At 33.6% G+C, this 20,885-nt stretch carries 20 protein-coding genes and 1 tRNA gene; 13 read left to right on the top strand and 8 right to left on the bottom strand.

All coding sequences use genetic code 11. The features are described 5' to 3' along the window. Positions 1–30: 30 nt before the first annotated feature. The 8 genes from ACR9ES_RS09085 to ACR9ES_RS09050 all read right to left on the bottom strand — a co-directional run bounded on the left by ACR9ES_RS09085 (position 31) and on the right by ACR9ES_RS09050 (position 10,254). Positions 31–1,722, bottom strand: coding sequence for a glutamine--tRNA ligase/YqeY domain fusion protein (locus ACR9ES_RS09085; RefSeq protein ID WP_435253981.1), 1,692 nt, complete (start codon positions 1,720–1,722; stop codon positions 31–33). Positions 1,723–1,926: 204 nt separating this feature from the next. Then, the gene (locus ACR9ES_RS09080; RefSeq protein WP_298997403.1) at positions 1,927–3,780 is read right to left on the bottom strand and encodes a M1 family metallopeptidase; all 1,854 of its coding nucleotides are present in this window, start codon (positions 3,778–3,780) and stop codon (positions 1,927–1,929) included. Between the two features lies 1 nt (position 3,781). After that, positions 3,782–4,186, bottom strand: a complete 405-nt coding sequence (locus tag ACR9ES_RS09075) for a hypothetical protein (RefSeq protein WP_274634579.1) — start codon at positions 4,184–4,186, stop codon at positions 3,782–3,784. A 69-nt stretch (positions 4,187–4,255) separates the two neighbouring features. Further along, positions 4,256–5,896 carry a S8 family serine peptidase gene (locus ACR9ES_RS09070; protein WP_274634578.1) on the bottom strand — a complete coding sequence of 547 codons (1,641 nt, stop codon included), beginning with the start codon at positions 5,894–5,896 and terminating at the stop codon, positions 4,256–4,258. Between the two features lie 11 nt (positions 5,897–5,907). Beyond that, the gene (locus ACR9ES_RS09065; protein WP_274634577.1) at positions 5,908–6,753 is read right to left on the bottom strand and encodes an MBL fold metallo-hydrolase; all 846 of its coding nucleotides are present in this window, start codon (positions 6,751–6,753) and stop codon (positions 5,908–5,910) included. Positions 6,754–6,831: 78 nt separating this feature from the next. Then, positions 6,832–6,902, bottom strand: a tRNA-Cys gene (locus ACR9ES_RS09060). Between the two features lie 55 nt (positions 6,903–6,957). Further along, positions 6,958–7,320: a dihydroneopterin aldolase gene (folB, locus tag ACR9ES_RS09055; RefSeq protein ID WP_274634576.1), complete on the bottom strand. Its 363-nt coding sequence runs from the start codon at positions 7,318–7,320 to the stop codon at positions 6,958–6,960. A gap of 105 nt (positions 7,321–7,425) precedes the next feature. Continuing rightward, positions 7,426–10,254 carry a VPS10 domain-containing protein gene (locus ACR9ES_RS09050; protein ID WP_435253980.1) on the bottom strand — a complete coding sequence of 943 codons (2,829 nt, stop codon included), beginning with the start codon at positions 10,252–10,254 and terminating at the stop codon, positions 7,426–7,428. Positions 10,255–10,394: 140 nt separating this feature from the next. On the opposite strand from ACR9ES_RS09050, the gene ACR9ES_RS09045 reads away from it, so the two are divergent. The 13 genes from ACR9ES_RS09045 to ACR9ES_RS08985 all read left to right on the top strand — a co-directional run bounded on the left by ACR9ES_RS09045 (position 10,395) and on the right by ACR9ES_RS08985 (position 20,787). Next, the gene (locus ACR9ES_RS09045; RefSeq protein WP_435253979.1) at positions 10,395–11,282 is read left to right on the top strand and encodes an ATP-grasp domain-containing protein; all 888 of its coding nucleotides are present in this window, start codon (positions 10,395–10,397) and stop codon (positions 11,280–11,282) included. Beyond that, the gene (locus ACR9ES_RS09040) at positions 11,263–12,228 is read left to right on the top strand and encodes a succinylglutamate desuccinylase/aspartoacylase family protein (RefSeq protein ID WP_435253978.1); all 966 of its coding nucleotides are present in this window, start codon (positions 11,263–11,265) and stop codon (positions 12,226–12,228) included. Before ACR9ES_RS09045 ends, ACR9ES_RS09040 begins: the two co-directional genes overlap by 20 nt. A gap of 76 nt (positions 12,229–12,304) precedes the next feature. Then, entirely contained in the window at positions 12,305–12,559 is a 255-nt protein-coding gene (locus ACR9ES_RS09035) for a hypothetical protein (RefSeq protein WP_435253977.1), read from the top strand. Positions 12,560–12,691: 132 nt separating this feature from the next. Further along, the gene (locus ACR9ES_RS09030; RefSeq protein WP_435253976.1) at positions 12,692–14,005 is read left to right on the top strand and encodes a DEAD/DEAH box helicase; all 1,314 of its coding nucleotides are present in this window, start codon (positions 12,692–12,694) and stop codon (positions 14,003–14,005) included. 109 nt (positions 14,006–14,114) lie between these two features. Then, entirely contained in the window at positions 14,115–14,891 is a 777-nt protein-coding gene (locus ACR9ES_RS09025; RefSeq protein WP_435253975.1) for a DUF4382 domain-containing protein, read from the top strand. 193 nt (positions 14,892–15,084) lie between these two features. Further along, entirely contained in the window at positions 15,085–15,669 is a 585-nt protein-coding gene (locus ACR9ES_RS09020; protein WP_435253974.1) for a Crp/Fnr family transcriptional regulator, read from the top strand. Between the two features lie 73 nt (positions 15,670–15,742). After that, positions 15,743–17,035 (top strand): aminopeptidase P family protein, encoded by a 1,293-nt coding sequence (locus tag ACR9ES_RS09015; protein WP_435253973.1) that lies wholly within the window; start codon positions 15,743–15,745, stop codon positions 17,033–17,035. 210 nt (positions 17,036–17,245) lie between these two features. Continuing rightward, the gene (locus tag ACR9ES_RS09010) at positions 17,246–17,419 is read left to right on the top strand and encodes a hypothetical protein (protein WP_435253972.1); all 174 of its coding nucleotides are present in this window, start codon (positions 17,246–17,248) and stop codon (positions 17,417–17,419) included. An 11-nt stretch (positions 17,420–17,430) separates the two neighbouring features. After that, positions 17,431–17,649, top strand: a complete 219-nt coding sequence (locus ACR9ES_RS09005) for a PLD nuclease N-terminal domain-containing protein (protein WP_435253971.1) — start codon at positions 17,431–17,433, stop codon at positions 17,647–17,649. Positions 17,650–17,845: 196 nt separating this feature from the next. Next, complete coding sequence (locus ACR9ES_RS09000) at positions 17,846–18,280, top strand: hypothetical protein (protein ID WP_435253970.1); 435 nt, start codon at positions 17,846–17,848, stop codon at positions 18,278–18,280. A gap of 251 nt (positions 18,281–18,531) precedes the next feature. Next, positions 18,532–19,152 (top strand): DUF6973 domain-containing protein, encoded by a 621-nt coding sequence (locus ACR9ES_RS08995; protein WP_274634567.1) that lies wholly within the window; start codon positions 18,532–18,534, stop codon positions 19,150–19,152. Then, the gene (locus ACR9ES_RS08990) at positions 19,153–19,839 is read left to right on the top strand and encodes an alpha/beta fold hydrolase (RefSeq protein WP_435253969.1); all 687 of its coding nucleotides are present in this window, start codon (positions 19,153–19,155) and stop codon (positions 19,837–19,839) included. Between the two features lie 66 nt (positions 19,840–19,905). Then, positions 19,906–20,787, top strand: a complete 882-nt coding sequence (locus ACR9ES_RS08985) for a restriction endonuclease (protein ID WP_435253968.1) — start codon at positions 19,906–19,908, stop codon at positions 20,785–20,787. Positions 20,788–20,885: the final 98 nt, after the last annotated feature.

The following is a 20,885-nucleotide window of genomic DNA, read 5'->3' as shown; positions in this document are numbered from 1 at the left end:
GGTTTTTATATTAATTCTAGTATGTTTATTCTAATTATTCTTCTTCGCCCAAGTATCGCGTAAACCTACTGTTTTGTTGAATACTAAAGCTTCTGAAGTTGAATCATCATCAACATTAAAATACCCTAAACGTTGAAATTGGAAACGATCTCCAATATTTGCTGTTTGTAAACTAGGCTCAACATAAGCGGTAATTTTCTCCAACGAATTTGGATTTAAAAACTCCATGAAATCTTTATCTTTATGACTGTCTGGAGCTTCATCTAAAAACAAACGATCGTACGCTCTTACCTCTGCTTTTACCGCATGTTTTTCCGATACCCAATGAATCGTTCCTTTTACCTTACGCTTACTTTCTTCGGTACCACTTCCCGATTTACTTAACGGATCGTATGTACAGTGAATTTCAGTAATATTTCCATTTTCGTCTTTAACACAACTCTCTCCTTTAATGATATAGGCATTCTTTAAACGAACTTCTTTACCGATGGTTAAACGGAAGTATTTCTTATTTGCCTCTTCTTTAAAATCGTCTCTTTCGATATATAATTCTTTTGAAAAAGGCACTTCTCTTGATCCTGAGTTTTCATCTTCAGGATTATTTTCAGCAATTAAAATTTCCTCTTCTCCTTCTGGATAATTAGTGATTACCAACTTCACAGGATCTAACACTGCCATTACTCGGTTTGCTGTTTTGTTTAAATCTTCACGAATTTTAAACTCTAACAACGCTACATCAATCACGTTTTCTCTTTTTGAAACTCCTACAGTTTCTACAAAACTACGGATAGATGCTGGTGTATATCCTCTACGACGTAACCCTGAAATAGTTGGCATACGTGGATCATCCCATCCAGAAACAACACCTTCTTCTACCAATTTCATCAGCTTACGCTTACTCATTACCGTATAACTTAAGTTTAAACGAGAAAACTCACGTTGTTTTGGAGGTAAAGGATATTCTGATTTACTGTACTCATACACATTATCTTTAAACCAATCGTACAATTCACGGTGAGGTTTAAACTCTAACGAACATAACGAGTGTGAGATTTGTTCTATATAATCACTCTCTCCATGCGTCCAATCATACATCGGATAAATTACCCAATCGTTTCCTGTACGGTGGTGTGCTTTTTTTAAGATACGATACATAATCGGATCACGCATTAGCATGTTAGGCGAAGTCATATCAATTTTTGCGCGTAATACATGAGCTCCTTCATCAAACTCACCATTTTTCATACGTGTAAACAAATCTAAATTTTCTTCTACACTTCTATCACGATAAGGTCCAGCTACTCCAGGTTGCGTTGGCGTTCCTTTTTGTTCGGCCATCGCTTCTGAAGACTGACTATCTACATACGCTTTTCCGTCTTTAATCAATTGAACAGCCCAATCGTAAAGCTGCTGGAAATAATCAGAAGAATAACATTCTTTTTCCCATTGATACCCTAACCAAGCTACATCGCGTTTAATAGCATCTACATACTCTTGTTCTTCTTTTGCTGGGTTGGTATCGTCAAAACGAAGATTTACAGGAGCGTTGTACTTTTCCCCTAAACCAAAACTAATACCAATGGCTTTCGTGTGTCCAATGTGTAAATATCCGTTTGGTTCTGGTGGAAAACGAAAACGTAAATTTTCTTTTGGCATTCCATTAGCCAAATCTTCTTCAATAATTTGCTCTAAAAAATTCAATGATTTCTTTTCTTCTGACATTCTGAATTGTTAATTGTCTTTGTTCAATCTTCTATAATTTCTTTCATTAATTCCTCTTAAAAGGATTCATTTGTGAAATTAAGCCACAAAATTACATAGAATCTGTGAGATATTTACACAAAGAAAACTAAGGATTAAACTTTTACAACAAAAAAACGGAAACCTGAATGGGTTTCCGTTTATAAGCTTTTATATAACTTGGTTTTATTTACCGTATGAATTGTTTGCTTGATTTACATCTGCCATTAATTTAGACGGATCAATTTCAACTGATTTTACCTCTTTTTTTGCAGTAAACGTGTAGGTTGGATGTGCAAAAGTCCAATCGGTAATAACTGTAGCATTGGTTGGTTTTTCTCCACGCATCATACGTAACGGAATATTAAATGATTCTTTAGAACCATCAGTATAAACTACCTCAACATCAATAGGCATTGGCATTTGACCAATACGCTCTAAGGTAATTTCTTTACCGTTAACAGATTTGATTCCGTAGTCAATTGTATGCGTCGTTTGCGTCCATTCATTTAAGTACCAATCTAACTGAATACCTGAAACTTTTTCTGCTGTACGCTTAATATCATTTGGTGTTGGGTGTTTAAACGCAAAATCTTCAAAATACTTTTTTAAGGTTTTTGCTACGTTTTCTTCTCCAATAATATATTCTAATTGCGATAAGAAAATGTTTCCTTTAGAATAACTCGCAACTCCGTATGCTCTGTTAGTATGGTATCTATCGGCATGTGTTGTTAAAGGCTCTTCAATATTATTACCCACCACATAATTATATCCTCTGTAAGAACCAGTATGTGGATTTTCCTTTCCTTCATCTAGAATTTCATTCTCAGCTTTGTTTGAAATATACGTAGTAAACCCTTCATCCATCCAAGGGTGCTTACTTTCGTTAGTTGCTAACAAGAACTGAAACCAAATATGCGCTAACTCGTGCGCAGTAACACCGAATAAACTTCTCCATTCACGTTGCCCAGTAATTAGCGTACACATTGCATACTCCATACCCCCGTCTCCTCCTTGGATAACTGAGTATTGTTTGTATGGATATTGCCCAATATGCTTGCTGAAATACTTCATTAACTCAGCTGTTTTTGGCTGTAATTTTTTCCAGTTTTCTAAATATTTAGCATCTAATGTTTTTTTGTACAAGAAGTGTAAATCGATACCATTTTTCATTTTATACGTATCGTGAATGAACTCTGGATCTGCCCCCCATGTAAAATCATGAACATCTGGTGCTGTAAATTTCCATGTTAACTTATCTCCTGAAGGAAGGTTTAATGGTTGCTTTTTGTCTTCGTAACCATGACCTACCTCTTGTGGATTTTGTACATATCCTGTTCCTCCAACTACATAGTTCTTGTCGATATGTAATGTCACATCAAAATTACCCCAAACTCCGTGGAATTCTCTTCCTAAGTACGGAGGTGTGTGCCATCCTTCAAAATCATATTCAGCCATTTTAGGATACCACTGTGTCATTGATAAAGCAACTCCTTCTGCACTATTACGACCCGAACGACGGATTTGTTTTGGTACTTGCGCATCAAAAATCATATCAAATGTCACACTTTGTCCTGGTTGAATTGGCTCGTTTAATGTAACCTCTAAAATAGTTCCAACAGTTTCGTGTTTTACCGCTGTTCCGTTTTGTTGTAAAGAGTTTACTTTGATATATCCTATTTCTGAAGGTGATAATTTACTAATACGATCTCCTACTCTTCTATCTGGATCTTGAATGTTTCTTGAACGAACATCCATTTGAGAGTTTGGTTGAAATGCATTAAAGTATAAATGATAAAATACTTTATCTAACACATCTGGTGAATTATTTGTGTACACCAGTTTTTGTATTCCTTTATACTGATAGGTTTTTACATCCATATCAATATCCATTGTATAATCTACATGCTGTTGCCAATAACCGTTATTGGTAGCTTGCTTATTTTCGTGTGCTTTTACCACATTAGTATCGGTACCATTTTTCATTGTAGCACATGAAACCATTGGCAACAATAAAAGGCTAAAAATTATTTTCTTCATATTAAACTGGTTTAATTCCCATTGAGGTTAGTGTTCTTTTCAAACTCTTTAATTCTTCTTCATTTTTTAATATTGGAAAACTGCGTCTTCTTCCGTTTTGTAACTTTAAAAAAACACGTTCTCTTCCGTAAGCTACTTTTGTTTCTAGTCCTGCTATTTCTTTTAGTAAATATTTAGACTTCCACGATCTTTTTACAACGTAATACAATATCACAGCTACCGAAACTAAAGCTAATAAAAACATAAAACTAAACAGTAATTCATTATTTTGATAACTCATTAAGTATAGCTGAACTCCCATATTAACTCCGTTAACAAACATTAAAATTATGATTAACCAAGAATGTTTAGGAACTTCGTCTTTTATGGTTAACTCTTCTGTTTTTTTATTGAACTCTAATTGCATAGCATTTTCATTATAACAAAAAAAGAGCATCAAAAAATAATGCTCTTTTTTAGCTAATTTATAATAGTCTTATTTTCTTCCGTTAACCATTCTATCAGCCATTCTAACTGCATTGTAAGCGTTTACAACACGTCCTGAAACTGATAATTCTGAGAAAGGAACTTTTACTGGCTCGTTACCATATCTTGCTCCTGTACCTGGCTTTACAACATCAAAATCAATCTTAGTTCCTGAGTTCATTAAGATGTGTTTTACTTGACTTGCTGTTAATTCAGGATAATAAGAACGTACTAATGCTGCAACCCCTGCTGCTGCTGGAGAAGCCATAGAAGTTCCGTTGAATTTCTTGTACTCATTGTCTGGAGTAGTTGAGTATACTTGTACTCCTGGAGCAAATACATCTACATTCTTTTTACCGTAGTTAGAGAATGTTGCTGGTAAGTTCTCATCGTAATTAGCACTCATTGCACCAATTGTTAAGAAGTTATCTGCAACTTCGTTTAATAAATCTGGTGCATCGTTAGGAAATGTTTTTTCAACATCAATGTTTTTACCATCATTTCCTGCTGCATTTACAATTAATACATCTTTAGAAGCTGCATACTTAATTGCATCGTAAACCCATTCTTTGTTTGGTGAAAAAGCTTTACCAAAACTTGTGTTGATTACTTTTGCTCCGTTATCAACTGCATAACGAATACCTAAAGCAACATCTTTATCGTACTCATCTCCGTCAGAAACTGAACGTACTGCCATAATTTTTACGTTATTGGCAACACCGTCCATACCTTTACCGTTACTACGAGTTGCACCAACAATTCCTGATACGTGAGAACCGTGAGCTTCTCCTTTTTCAGAGTGTCCTGTATTACCATTTCCGTATCCTGGCTTATCGTTAATATCGTAAGCATTATCTCCTACAACTGTACGGTAATCTGTTTTTAAGTTTTCTCCGTCAATTGTTTTTTGAGCATTTTTAATCCCTTTTTCAAAGTATTCTTTTGCTTCAGTTAACGTATCAAAAAATCCGAACATTCTAGTTGCAAAATCTTTTGCATTACCTAACGCAGGATCGTTTGTGTTAATTGCTGCTACCTCTTCTTTTGTATAGGTTGCTTTTCCGAAGTATTTAGTGAATACTTTATCAGACTCTACTGCACCCATTTTTAAGTTCTCGTAACGACTAACTGTTTTTTTAGCTTCTTCAACTTTTTCAGCCTGAAAAGCTTCTACTTCTGCTAAAGTTTCAGCATCAGCGATAGAAGGATTCATTAAAATACGCTCGTACTCTAAGTGCTCTTTATATGAATCTCCTAAAAAGTTCCACCCGTTAATATCATCAACATAACCGTTTTTATCGTTGTCAATTCCGTCTCCTGCAACTTCTTTAGTGTTTACCCAAGCTACATCAACTAAATCTTCATGTTTTAAATCGGTACCCGAATCAACTACACCAACAACAACCTCAACATGTTTCTTTCCTTTTAAGAACTCATACGCTTTGTTAACGCTCATTCCAGGAATTGTATCAGTTGCTAAGTCTAAGTGTTGCCAATTTTCTTGTTCGTAATCAGTTAACTCCGCTTTTTTTGCTGGAATATTAACTACGGTATTGCTTCCTGCTGGTACAGGGATTTTGCTTACTGTGTTACAGCTAGCTAAAGTAGCTACTGCAATTGCCGAGTAAAATACGGGCTTTAAAACTCTCATAATCTCTATTCTTAATTAAAAATATCTGTAAATTTAAATGTGTCTTTTAAGCGAACTCCTTTTTCAGTGTGCTTAACAGTTATTACCTCATTGTAAGCATCGTGCTCTAAAAACAGGTAAAACTCTTTATCGGCAGCTTCTTTTAAGAAAGCTTCTTTTTCTTTTAAGGTAAGTAACGGACGCGTATCATAACCCATTACATACGGTAACGGAACATGACCTGCTGTTGGTAATAAATCTGCCATGAATACTAAGGTTTTTCCTTGGTACTCTATTTTTGGTAACATTTGCTTTTCTGTATGTCCGTCTTTGAACAACACATCAAAACCAACATAATCCCTTGCGTTTAAATGCAAAAAATTTAATTGTCCACTTTCTTCAATAGGTAAAATGTTTTCTTGTAAGAAGGAAGCTTTTTCGCGTGCATTAGGGTGTACTGCCCAGTCCCAATGACGTTGGTTACTCCAAAAACGTGCATTTTTAAAGGCTGGTTCGTATCCTGTTCTGTCTTTATTCCATTGAATTGCACCTCCGCAGTGATCAAAATGTAAGTGTGTTAAAAACACATCGGTAATATCATCTCTATGAAAACCGTATTTTGCTAAAGAAGTATCTAACGAAAAATCTCCGTATAAATAATAATAACCAAAAAATTTATCGGACTGTTTGTTTCCAATTCCTGTATCGATTAAGGTTAATCGATTACCATCTTCAATCAACATACAACGCATGCCCATTGAGATCATATTGTTTTCATCGGCTGGATTTGTCTTCTGCCAAATCGACTTCGGAACCACGCCAAACATAGCGCCTCCGTCTAATTTAAAGTTACCTGTTTCTATCGGATAAATTCGCATAACGACAAAGATGCAGAATTTTAGCGAATTATTTTGTTAATAAAAACAAAAAAGCACATCTAAACGATGTGCTTCTTGAGGTGTCGAGCGGATTCGAACCGCTGTAGATGGTGTTGCAGACCACTGCCTAGCCACTCGGCCACGACACCTTATATTGATAAGGACTGCAAATTTACAGCTTTTATCTTTTTTTGCAAGCTTTTTTTACTTTTTACGCACTTCGGATAAAACAATTGCTACCTCAGCAACATTACCTCCAATTGGTGGGTTAATTTTTGCTACGCTAACCTCCGCTTCATCAACTAATTGTATCTCTCTAAAAATTCTTTCTAAAATTCGTCTAGCAACATGTTCTAACAATTTAGAACGAATTGCCATTTCTTCTTTTACAATTTGATTCAAATGCACATAATCTACCGTATCAACTAACTCATCAGTTTGTGCTGACTTTTGTAAATCGGCTTTTACCTCTACATCTACTCGGTACTCTGAACCGATTCTTGCTTCTTCATCTAAACATCCATGATTGGTAAATAATCGGATGTCGTTTACACGTATAATTCCCATGCCGCAAAAATAGGAATGTTTCTTTATTAAGTTGTGTAAATTTTATTTCAAAAAAAAAGAGAAAAACAACAATCTTGTTTTTCTCTTTTATGATTTTATTCTTTTTTAAAGAATTTCAAATGTTTGACTTAATTCGCCTATGGTTACTTTATATTTTCCTTTAGGCAAATAATAGTTACCATTCTTTGCTTCTTTAATTTCAGCATCTTTGTGCTTTTTCAAGTATTTCTTTCTTCCTTTTTCTGAAAAAGAAACATCATACACAGCCTCGTTAAATCCTTTTGAAGCTTTCGTTGTTATCGTATTTACCAAAATATCATCTGAAGAATATACTTCTAACACGACTTCTTTATCAGAATTTATATAAAATGGAATGTTAACACTTGGCGTATACGGCTCTAACCACTTACTCCATGAGCTTCCCCAAGAATTTCTTTTTTTAATATTCTTGATACTAAAAATAGCTTCTTTATTATCAAACTCTTGTAAGGAAGTAATATTTGCTTTGTATAAACTACGTCCGTGAGTACCTACTAATAAATGTTTTGCTTTTGGTTGAATCACTAAATCATGCATTGCAACATTCGGCAATCCGTTGCTAAACGCTTCCCAAGTTTCTCCTTGGTTGAAAGAAACATACAATCCGTTATCGGTGCCTAGGTATAAAATGTTTTCCTTTTCTGGATCTTCCTTAATCACATTTACCGCAGAAGTTGGAATATTACCGCTAATGTTTTTCCATGTTTTTCCGTAGTCATCAGACATGTATACATAAGGTGTAAAATCATCAAAACGGTATCCGTTTAACGTAACATATACACGTTCTTTCTTATATTTTGAAGCTATTACACGACTTACCCATAAATTTTGTGGTAAAGAATTGGAAATTTTCTCCCAACTTCCTCCTCCGTTTTTAGTCACTTGTACCAATCCATCATCAGAACCTACGTAGATTAACCCGAATTGGAATGGACTTTCAGAAATAGTAGTTAACGTTCCGTAAGCTACATTTCCTTCTTTTTCTCCTTTGGTTAAATCTCCTGAGATTTCTTCCCAATCACTTCCTTGATTTAAAGAACGGTGTAATTTATTTCCTCCTAAATACAAGATATCTTGATTGTGTTTTGATAGCTGAATAGGTGTTTGCCAATTGAATCGATATGCTGGCTTGTCTTTTTCTGGTTTTGGCTGGATATAGGTTTGTTTTCCTGTAGCTCTATCAATTCGATAATAGTTTCCAAACTGATAGCCTGTGTACACAATATTCGGATTTCTGTCATCAACCGCAACCTGCATACCATCACCTCCCATTAAACTTTCATAAGGGTTCTGTCCTGTTTGATGCCAGCTTTTGTCAATTTTTGCGTTATGGTTTCCTACCCAAACTCCGTTGTCTTGTAATCCTCCATATACCTTGTACACTTCTTGATTATCCGCATACACAGTATAAAACTGTCCAACTGCTGGTTGATTTAATTTAATCCAGCTTTCACCATCATCGTATGAAATATTTAATCCACCATCGTTTCCATCAATTAGGTGCCCTTGTTTTTTAGGATTCACCCATAGTGCTTGATGATCGGCGTGTACATTTTCTTTACTAATAGAAGTAAATGTTTTTCCTCCATCTTTCGATTTTAAAATTGGAACTCCTAATACATAAATTCCATTTTCATCTTGCGGATCTACACGAACTTCACCAAAATAATATCCATACGAATAGTACAAATCATCTAAATATCCTTCGTGTGTTTTCTTCCACGTTTTTCCTCCGTTAATGGTTTTAAAAACCTCCGCTCCTATCACTGGAGTATCAAACAAAGCTGCATTCGCATCTTTCAAGTAACCAACCAAATCACTTGGTCGCATTTCTCCTGGACTTGAACGAATGATTTGTTTAATATTTTCTGCACGATACTTCTCTTGAAGACCATTCATTTTGATATATGAATTCAATTTTTTGTCTTTCATATTCAAAAGTTCATCTGCAGAAATTGTCGCAAGCTCCTCTTTTGTCAAAGCTCCTGGGCCTTTTGCTTTCTTCGTAGAATCTTTTTTTCTTCGGAATTGACTATCGTGAAAAGCATACACCGTGTTTTCATCATATACCGCTAAACCAATCCTTCCTACTCCATCTCCATTAGGAAAACCATTGTTATCCGAAATTTTAGTCCACGTATTTCCAGCATCAGTCGATTTATATATTGCTGAATTTTTTCCGTCTCCATCAAAATTCCATGCTTTACGTTCACGCTCCCAAGCAGCAGCATATAAAATATTGAAGTTGTTCGGTACAGGCTGAATATCTATAATTCCTGTATTTTCATCAATAAACAATGTTTTTGTCCATGTTTTACCTCCATCAGAAGTTTTAAAAACCCCTCTTTCATTGTTTGATGAATATAAATGACCTATAGAACCAACGATTACCTCATCTGGGTTTTTCGGATTTATTAAAATTCGCCCAATATGATGTGAATCAGGTAACCCAACGTTTGCCCAAGTTTTACCTTTATCGGTAGATTTTAAAATTCCGATTCCTGCATACGACGAACGAGAAGAATTATTTTCTCCTGTACCAACCCAAATTGTTCCATTTTTCCAATCTACAGCAATATCACCCACATTTTGTGTAGGCGAGTTGTCTAGAATTGGAGTAAAAGTAGTTCCGTTGTTATTCGTATGCCATACGCCACCAGAAGCATATCCTACATAAAATTCTGTTGGATCATTTGGATTCACATCAATATCCACCACACGTCCACTCATTACTGTAGGTCCGATGCTTTTAAATGAAATATTTTTTACCGTGGAATTTTTTGTTAACGCTTCTTTTTGCTGCAAAGCATCTTGTATTTTTTCTGCTGAAGTAGGTTGTTGAGCAACTACTGTAAATGGCAACAAAGCAATACAAACTTTTGCTAAGGTTTTCATGATTATTTGGTTTAGTAGCTGGTGAAAATACTGTATGTTAAAACTATTTCAAAAAAATTAACAGAAATTTGGGGTATTTCCTCCAAGTAATACACCCGCAAAAAATTATTAGATTTGTGTTAACTCAATTACATAAAGCTATGACCATTTTTATTCTTTCTGTTAGCGAACATATTTATTCAACACAAAGAATATATAAAGAAGCACTTCGTAGAGGTCATAAAGTTGAAATTATAAATCATTTAAAATGTTCTATCAAACTAGGTAAAGGCAAACCTGCAATTATTTATCAAGGTAAAGACATTATTGATGTTCCTGATGTTATTATTCCTCGAATAGGCTTTTCTGCAATGAGACACGGAGCTGCTGTTGTAAAAGAGTTTGAACTAAATGGAGTGTACAGTACAGCTAGTTCATCTGGTATTTTAAAAGCACAAAACAAAATAGAGACCTTACAAATAGCTAGCAGAAATAGATTGCCAATACCACAAACTGTTTTTTCTGTAGACTCTGAAAATGTAACAGAACAAATAGATTTGTTAGGAGAAGCTCCAATCATAATTAAATTACAAGAAGGCACACACGGATCAGGAGTTATTTTAGCAGAAAGTAAAAAATCTGCCATTTCTATTATTGATACTTTATACAGCTCTAATACGGGTATTTTATTGCAAGAATTTATTAAAGAAAGTAATAGTGAAGATATTCGTGCTTTTGTGGTAAATGGTGAAGTAATTTCTTCAATGAAACGTAAAGGATTAGACGATGATTTTCGTTCAAATATTCATAAAGGAGGAAGTGGATGTAAAGTTACTTTAACTCCAGAAGAAGAAGAGATTGCCATTAAAGCTACTCAACTCTTAAACCTTGCTGTTGCTGGAGTGGATATGATACGTTCAAAACGAGGACCCTTATTAATTGAAGTTAACTCTACTCCTGGTTTGCAAGGAATTGAAACGTACACCAAAGACAATATTGCTAAAACTATTATTAAATTTTTAGAAGAAAATGTTCGACCAAAACTTTAAAAACGAAACCATAGAAATAAGAGGGCAAAAAATAGGACTGGGTGAATCTAAACTCATCAGAATCCCAATTGATCGATTACCTACAGGAACCCTCATAGAAATTCCTGTTTATATTTTTAACGGAGATGAAGTCGGTCCAACTATTTTATTACAGGGTGGTTTACATGGAGACGAGGTTAATAGCGTAGAATTGGTACGAAGAATGTTAATTGACAAATCGTATAAAATTCATCGTGGTTGTGTTATTGTGGTTCCTTTGTTAAATGTTTTTGGTTTCTTAAACATGTCTCGTGACATGCATGGTAAAGATGTAAACCGAAGCTTTCCTGGATCTAAAACAGGATCTTTAGCCAGTAGAATGGCATATTATCTGATAAAAGAAATAACTAACAATGTAGATTTCGCTATTGATTATCATACAGGTGGTGAACAACGCAACAACTTTCCACAAATACGATATACACCTCAAGATGAAATAGGACGTAAACTAGCCAGTATTTTTAGCGCTCCGTTTATGTTCGGTTCTAGCCTTATTCCGAAGTCCTTTAGAAATCAATGTTATAAAAACAATATTCCTGTAATTGTTTATGAAGGAGGAGAATCATTGCGTTTAGAAGAAAAAGCCATTCAACAAGGAATTGATGGAACACTTCGTATTCTAAAACACTTTAAAATGATACACGAAAGAGTTCAGGTTCCTGAAAACCCTTATTCTATTCACATTAATAAACGCAGTTGGATTCGCGCAAAAGTTGCTGGTTTGTTTAATCCAACCGTTCATAACGGTGCTGAAGTTAAAAAAGGGGAAATTTTAGGGCATATCATGGATACTTATGGAGAAACAAACTTTACCGTAAAATCTCCAGCAAATGGCTATATCATTGCTAAAAACAACTTTCCGATTATTAATATGGGAGATCCTTTATTTCACTTAGGAAACACATAACAAACTGATTTTATTTGTTTTATAATTTATTTTTTACATTCTTTAATTCAAATTAACTAATCAAAAATTATAAATTATGGAATTTCTTATTAGCTTATTAAGCGGTGCTGTAGGTGGTAATCTTGCAGGAGCTGTATTAAAAAAGTATTCTTTAGGCACCCTTTGGAACTCTGTTGTAGGAATTTTAGGTGGTGGCCTAGGAGCTCAATTATTAGGAATGCTAAACATTGATATTTCTGGTATTATCGGAAACATTGCTGGAAGTGGTGTTGGTGGAGCTGTTTTACTGGTTATTGTTGGTATTATTAAAGGTGCCATGGCTAAAAGTTAAACACATATTAAAGCTAAAGAAAAGACGCCCTAAATAAGGCGTCTTTTTTATTTATAGACGAAGCCCAATAAATAGCAGTACCTTTGTAAGCTCATAGTAGTATCTTATTTAGACCCTACTGAAGAATTATATATGACATTTACATCGTTAGGTTTATCAAAAGCTTTAGTGAAAGCTGTAACCGAAAAAGGGTACGAAACCCCCTCTCCCATTCAAGAAAAAGCAATTCCAGTTATTTTAGAAGGCAAAGACGTATTAGCTTCTGCACAAACCGGAACAGGGAAAACTGCAGGGTTTACCTTGCCTATTTTACAAAATATATCAGAAAAAAAGAATCCAAAATATCGTCCAATCAAAGCATTGGTACTAACACCTACAAGAGAATTAGCCGCTCAGGTTTATGATAATGTTCGCGAATACAGCACCCATTTAAATATTAAATCTACCGCTATTTTTGGTGGCGTAAAACCAAGCGCTCAAATAGCAACACTTAAAAACGGAATTGATGTTTTGGTGGCTACTCCTGGTAGATTAATAGATTTACACGAGCAAAATCAACTTTCTTTAAAACGTGTAGACGTTTTGGTTTTAGATGAAGCCGATAGAATGCTTGACATGGGTTTTTTACGAGATATTAAAAAAATTATCTCTTTTTTACCTCAAAAACGTCAGAATTTGTTGTTTTCGGCAACTTTTTCAAAAGAAATAAAAAAATTAGCAGAAGGTATTTTACACAATCCTGTGTTGGTTGAAGCGGCTCCTGAAAACACAACTGCTGAAAAAGTAAATCAGAAACTATATAAAGTTCCAAAAAATAAAAAAACGGAGCTAGTTGGTCAGTTGATTTCAAAAGGAAACTGGAGTCAAGTATTAATTTTTACTCGAACTAAACACGGTGCTAACAGGTTAACTGAAAAACTAGTTAAACGAGGAATTTCTGCCGCAGCTATACATGGTAACAAAAGTCAAGGTGCAAGAACCAAAGCGTTAAAAGGCTTTAAAGACAATTCTATTCGAGTCTTAGTAGCTACTGATATTGCAGCTCGTGGATTGGATATTCCATTATTACCACACGTTATTAATTTTGAACTCCCTAATGTTCCTGAAGATTATGTACACCGAATTGGTAGAACAGGAAGAGCAGGCGCTAGTGGAGAAGCAATTTCTTTAGTGTCTCAAGAAGAAGAAACTTACTTAAAAAGTATTGAAAAATTATTAGGACAAAAAATTATTATTTCTGAGCTAGAAGGTTTTGATTTATCCACTATAAAAAATGAAGTAACTACAGAACGTACAAAACCAGAGCGTACTGAAAAAAAGACTTCTAAGAAACCTTTAAAATCTAAAAAAAAGAAGCCTACAACTACTTCTGAAGACACTAAAAAACACACCCCTAGAAAACGAAACAACCGTAATAGAAGAAATAGTAATAAAACCCCTCAATAACAAACCTATCTAATTAGTTATCAGAGGTTTTGATATTTTAATCTTTACATAAAGCAATATTTTGGTAGAAATCTAGTTATATATTTTGTATTACAAAACCAATATAATTATGAAAAAACATGTTTTTTTACTAGTTGCTTTAGCAACTTTTTTTAGCGCTTTTATTAGCTGCTCTAACGATGATCCAAAAACATCTCAAGTAGAGGTTCGCTTAGTTGATGCTCCTGGAGATTATGATGCAGTAAACATCGACGTCCAAGACGTGATGATTAATGCTAGCGATGGAGAAAACGGCTGGAAGAGCTTAGGAAACGTAACCCCGCAAGTATATGACTTATTGGAGTTAACCGGAGGAGCTGAGGCTTTATTAGTTGATACCGAAATTCCTGCTGGAAAAATTAGCCAAATCCGTTTGGTTTTAGGTGACAACAACTCGATTGTGGTAGATGGACAAACACATCCATTAGCAACCCCTAGTGCTCAACAATCAGGATTAAAATTAAATGTACACCAAGATTTAGTAGGTGGTGTTAAATACTCATTTATCTTAGATTTTATGGTTGATAAATCAATCGTAGTTGAAGGTAACGGAGATTATAGTTTAAAACCAACCATTAGAGTAATTACTGAAGCTGCTTCAGGTGCTATTTCTGGAATGGTAAATCCTTTTGACTATCAAGTAGAAGTTAGCGCTGTTGTTGGAGAAGAAACAATTACCACTTTAACAAATGAAGAAGGTAAATTTATGTTACACGGAGTTCCAGCTGGTACTTACAACGTAACCTTTACTCCAGATGAAGCTTCTGGTTTAACACCAAAAACTGTTGAAGGGGTTAATTCTGTTCTAGGTGAAAACACCGATATGGGAACTGTTGAGCTAGAATAATTCTTATAAACATAAACTCTCAAAAAGAGGTTATTTCAAAACGTCATTTTCGCGTGTAGAGAAATTTTAACTATTACAAGTTAAGGGATATTTTTTGTAATAGAATTCTCAAATTCATTCAAAATGACATGGTATTAAATGTTTTGAAATAGCTTCTTTTTTTATATTTTTAAGCTAAAATTTATTTCCATAAATGGAAGCTTCAAAAAAAATAGTAGCACAACACCTTCAAGAAATTGTAAATGACGACGCTTTAAACAATCTCATTCCTGAGATTGTCGAGTATTTTAAAGAGTTTTCTTTGTTAAAAAACCAATATTTTGTTGAAAAAGGAGAAATTTGCTCTTATTTCTGTTTTATAGAAAGTGGTATTTTACAGCATGCTGTTGCTGTTTCTGGAGAGGAAAAAACCACTTATTTAGGTTTAAAAAATAGTTTTACCTCATCATTAAAAAGCTTTTTACAACAAACTCCTTCCCCTAAAAACATCAAAGCATTAAGTACTTGCAAACTTTGGGTTATTACGATAAATGATTTTAAATATTTAATGAAACACAACAAGGCTTTTCATCAGTTTTATTACAATTTAGTTGAACATCAAATTTTTTTAATTGACGATTACCGTATTGATTTATTAACACTAACACCTGAAGAGCGTTACAATAAACTACTCGTAAACGAACCTAAATTGCTTCAAGAAGTTCCGCTACACTATTTAGCTTCCTTTTTAGGAATTTCTACCCGACACATGAGTAGGATTCGAAAAAACATAAATTAGCGCCAAATGGCTAATATTTGCACAGTTTCTTTCCGTATTTTTGAAGGACTTTATCAAATTTAATTGAATCATTATGAAATACGACGCAATAAACAGTCAATTATTTATAAAAAATCGTAAAAACTTTATGGCGCAAATGAAGCCAAATAGTTTAGCTGTTTTTAACTCAAACGATATATATCCTGTAAGTGCAGATAGCACTTTACCTTTTGAACAACACCGAGATATTTTCTTTTTAAGTGGAGTTGATCAAGAAGAAAGTATATTGGTTTTATTTCCAGATTGCCCAAAAGAAAACTTACGTGAAGTATTATTTTTACGTGAAACCAATGAACATATTGCTGTTTGGGAAGGGGAAAAACTAACCAAAGAAAAAGCCTTAGAAACTAGCGGAATTAAAAATGTACACTGGTTACAAGATTTAGAAAAAGTATTGGCTGAAATGATGGCGTTAGCAGATACAGTTTACATCAACACAAACGAGCATTACCGTGCTACTGTTGAAACTGAAACGCGTGAGGCTCGTTTTACTAAATGGTTATTAAATAAATATCCTGCACACTCTGTAGCAAAGAGCAACCCTATTTTACAACGTTTACGTTCACTAAAAGATCAAATCGAAATCGATTTAATTCAAACTGCTTGTGATATTACTGAAAAAGGATTTAGACGTGTGTTAGATTTCGTAAAACCTGGTGTTTGGGAATATGAAGTAGAAGCTGAGTTTATTCATGAATTCATCAGAAATCGTTCTAAGAAGTTTGCATATACACCAATTATTGCATCAGGTAACAACGCAAACGTATTACACTATATTGAAAACAACCAACAATGTAAAGCAGGAGATTTATTATTGATGGATGTAGGAGCTGAATACGCAAATTATTCTTCGGATATGACTCGTACTATTCCTGTTTCTGGTCGTTTTACTGACAGACAAAAAGCAGTGTATAATGCTGTAAACCGCGTAAAAAATGATGCTACAAAAATGTTAGTTCCAGGAACTCTTTGGGCTGATTATCATGTAGAAGTTGGTAAATTAATGACTTCGGAATTATTAGGTTTAGGCTTATTAGACAAAGCAGATGTACAAAATGAAGATCCTAATTGGCCTGCTTACAAAAAGTACTTTATGCACGGAACTTCTCACCACATGGGCTTAGACACGCATGACTACGGGTTGTTACACCAACCAATGGAAGCTAATATGGTATTTACGGTAGAACCTGGTATTTATATTCCTGAGGAAGGTTTTGGTATTCGTTTAGAAGATGATGTTGTAATCCAAGAAACTGGAGAGCCTTTTAACTTAATGCGCAACATACCTATTGAAGCAGACGAAATAGAAGATATTATGAATAAATAGTATTATTTCCCACACTTTTTAAACGCCATTATGATTACTTTTAAAGAATTGTAATGGCGTTTTTGTTTCTGATAAAATTAATCTTCTTTCTACTATTTTTATTACTTTTAGCATACAAAAATTGCTAGAATTCTTCCATCTTTTACTCCAAGTAAACACAAAAGAAGTTACGATTCTGCATTCAAATTATTACTAATAAATTTTATAAGAATGAAAAATTACTCAATAATTAAGCTTAGTTCTGCTTGGTCAACAAGTGAATTGAAAGAAAAAACTGAAAAAATAGTAAACGAGAAAAGTGCTCAAGGATACGAAATTATATCTGTTTCTTTTGGAATAAATTCATGGTGGGCACCTACTGCTTTTATAACTATTTGTAAATAAAAATATCGAAAATGAATTATTTAGGAATAATAGGCCCTTGGCAAATTCTTTTAATTTTAGTCTTTATATTATTGGGTATTATACCAACAATCGTAGCTCTTATTGATATTTTAAAAAGTAAATTTAAAGGAAACGATAAAATTCTTTGGATTCTATTAGTTTTATTCGCCAACTTCTTTGGAGCTGTTTTATATTTCTTAATAGGCAGAGGACAAAAAATCAAAGAGTAAACAAAAGCTTATCGTAAAAAACAGTAAAAAATCCCTGCCAATTAGCAGGGATTTCCTTTGTTATCTATCTATTTTATTTTTAAATTCGGCTCGCTCCTCATGTTACTAATGAGTTTGCAAGCTTTCTACTTTATCTAATGCATAATTACGAGTTGTTTCTCATTAGTTTTTCTACTAACAACTAAACTATTTAATTATGGAACTAAACGAAACAAAACTACACGAGTTATTAGGAAAAATAGTTACCGAAATGGGGGCTGCTGCTAATGGACCTCTTGTTACTATTGGTGACAAACTAGGATTGTACAAATCTCTTTCAGAATCTGATGCTTTATCTTCTAGTGAATTGGCAGATAAAACAAATACTTCAGAAAGATATGCAAGAGAATGGTTAGCTGCACAAGCTGCTTCTGGATATGTAGAGTACGATGCTACTAATAATAATTTTTATATGACCCCTGAGCAAACTGCGGTTTTCGGTAATAATAAAAGTCCTGTTTTTATGACAGGAGATTTTTATGCAGTTTCTTCAGTATACCATGACGAACCAAAAGTTGAAGAGGGTTTTAAAACTGGAAAAGGAATTTCTTGGGGAGACCACCACCCCTCTTTTCGCTATTTTAAAAAATAATAATATCTGTTGTTTTTAGATAACATTAAAAACATAAAGAGCACATTAATTTGACCTTTTGTTAAAACTTAAATAATATCTATTCATCTTGTTAGCTGTAGTTTTACCATGTCAAAAAAGGTTGTTTGTATTAGTGTAACAAACGTATTAGTTGTGTAGTTGACCACGCGTTGCGTGGTTTTTTTTTCATTATTTTCTTACACAAAACAAGAACAAGCAAAACCCTATATCTTTGCTCTAAAATATTGTTAATGCAAAAAATACTACTCACAACTTTTCTTTTTTTAAATATTTCTTCGTTTTCTCAATCCAACTGGCAAGAATTTAAAAAATTATCTTCCCCTAAAAAAAAGTGGGTACTACTCCACCCTTTCAAGGCTAAACAAGCCTTAATTGTTTCACGTGAAGCATTAAGAGTAAGTGACTCTATAAGAGTTTCTCCCTTGTTAGATGGTGATTATTCTGGTGGAAAAGTAGATGCGTTTCGTCATGCTTTTTGGATGGCTTTGTTACAACAAGAAATTGGAAAAAATGCGGCTCGATCTCTTGGAAGAACCCATGAGAAAGAAAACTATCAAACTTTTAAAAAACAACAATTAGAAGACGGTGTTGTTCCTGATGAAATTTCTTCGGAAATGGATTTGTTTAATAACGAAATAGGGTTGTCACTTTCTGAAGAAAATGGAAAACTCCCTAAAAATGGATTAATTTACAGAGTTATTAATGCCATTCATCAAGGAAAGCTAAAAATCATCAAAAAAGACCCAAAAGGAAATTTTTTAACTTGTGATAATAAAATTATTTCTGATGAGTCTCTCAAAGGAAAATGGAAAAACAATAAATGCTTAGTCAATTCTAATTACAATCAATAAATGCAAAAGGTATACTTTATTTCAGGTACGATGTGTACGGTAGATTTGTGGCAATTTGTGTTTCCGAAATTAGAAAACATATTGCCTATCCATATTGATATTACTCCTGCAAACTCTTTTGAAGAAATCAATACGATTATTGCAAATCATATTTATACTCCAGCTACAATTGTTGGGTTTTCTTTAGGCGGATTTTCTGCTATGAACTTTGCGGTACACCATCCTGAAAAAGTAAAAAAACTAATTATAGTTGCCGCCAACACAGACGGATTGAGTGATTCAGAAATTCAACTGCGAAAAAGTACCATTGATTTTTTAGAAAAACACAACTATAAAGGAATCTCACAAGCAAGAATTCAACAATTTTTACATCCTGATAATCACAGTAATTCCAAGATTGTTTCCATCATCAAAAAAATGGATGCAGATTTAGGAAAAGAAGTATTATTGCGTCAGTTAAAAGCTACTTCATCTAGAATAAATATTTCACAAGAAGTTTTAAAATTAAACATTCCTATCCTTTTTATTACTGCGGAAAATGATGCACTTATCAATCCAAAAAAAGTAAAAGAGTTTGCACAAACAACTAAAAACGGAAAGAGTATTACCATTAAAAATTGCGGACACATGATTCCGTTAGAAAAGCCCTTGGAGCTAGCTTCTATACTAAACCCGACTGTTAATTAAACTTTTAAAAAAATATAAATTTATAAGTATTACTTTAGCTGAAATTGCAATTTTATATTTAAAGTTATGGAAATTCCTAAGTTTCACGAAACCTTTATACCTATCCTAAAAATTCTTTCAAATGGTGAAACGATTTATCATCGTGAAATGAGTAAAAAAATTATTAATCAATTTTATTCTGATTTAACCAAAGAACAATTAGAAAAGAAAACTAAAAGTGGAGATACATTAATTCTTAATAGGATTGCATGGGGAAAATCTTATCTGAAAAAAGGTGGATTTATTGAATTCCCTAAAAGAGGTATGGTTAAAATTACTCAAAAAGGAATAAACTCTGTAAATAAATCACTTACCCTAAAAGATGTTGAGAATTCTTCGAGTTTTTTAAATTTTTATACTGAAGAAAAACCTTCCAAAGAAACTACTCCTCACAAAATTGAAAATGCTTCACCTCAAGACTTAATTGACGAAGGTTTTTTACAAATTGAAACAGAGGTTAAAGAAGAACTTTTAGATAAACTAAAGTCTATAGACCCTTTTTATTTTGAAAAAATTATATTAATTCTTCTGAAAAAAATGGGATATGGGGATTTTATAGAAACTTCTAAAACTGGTGATGGTGGAATTGACGGAATAATTAACGAGGATAAATTAGGACTTGATAAAATTTATATACAGGCAAAAAGATATGGTGAAAACAAAGTAAGAGAAAAAGATATTCGCAACTTTATTGGTGCTATGAGTGGAGATACTCAGAAAGGCGTTTTTGTAACAACATCAACATTTGATGATAAAGCGGTAAAAAAAGCAAGCGATGCACACCATACAATAGTGCTTATAGATGGAAATAAACTTTCTGATTTAATGCATGAATACAATGTTGGTATACAAATTAAGTCTGTTTACGAGGTAAAAGAACTTGATATTGACTTTTTTGAAAACGAGTAACAACCCTCTATTTAAACCCATTCTAAATATTTAAGAAAACAATTCGTAAAGTTTGTTCAAGTAATGCGTTCCGCTTAAATTTGTCTTATTATTTAATC

The organism is Tenacibaculum sp. A30 (assembly GCF_051200845.1).
Lineage (GTDB): Bacteria > Bacteroidota > Bacteroidia > Flavobacteriales > Flavobacteriaceae > Polaribacter.
Note: the sequence above shows the minus strand (reverse complement) of the source record. Positions and strands in the feature narration are given on the sequence as shown.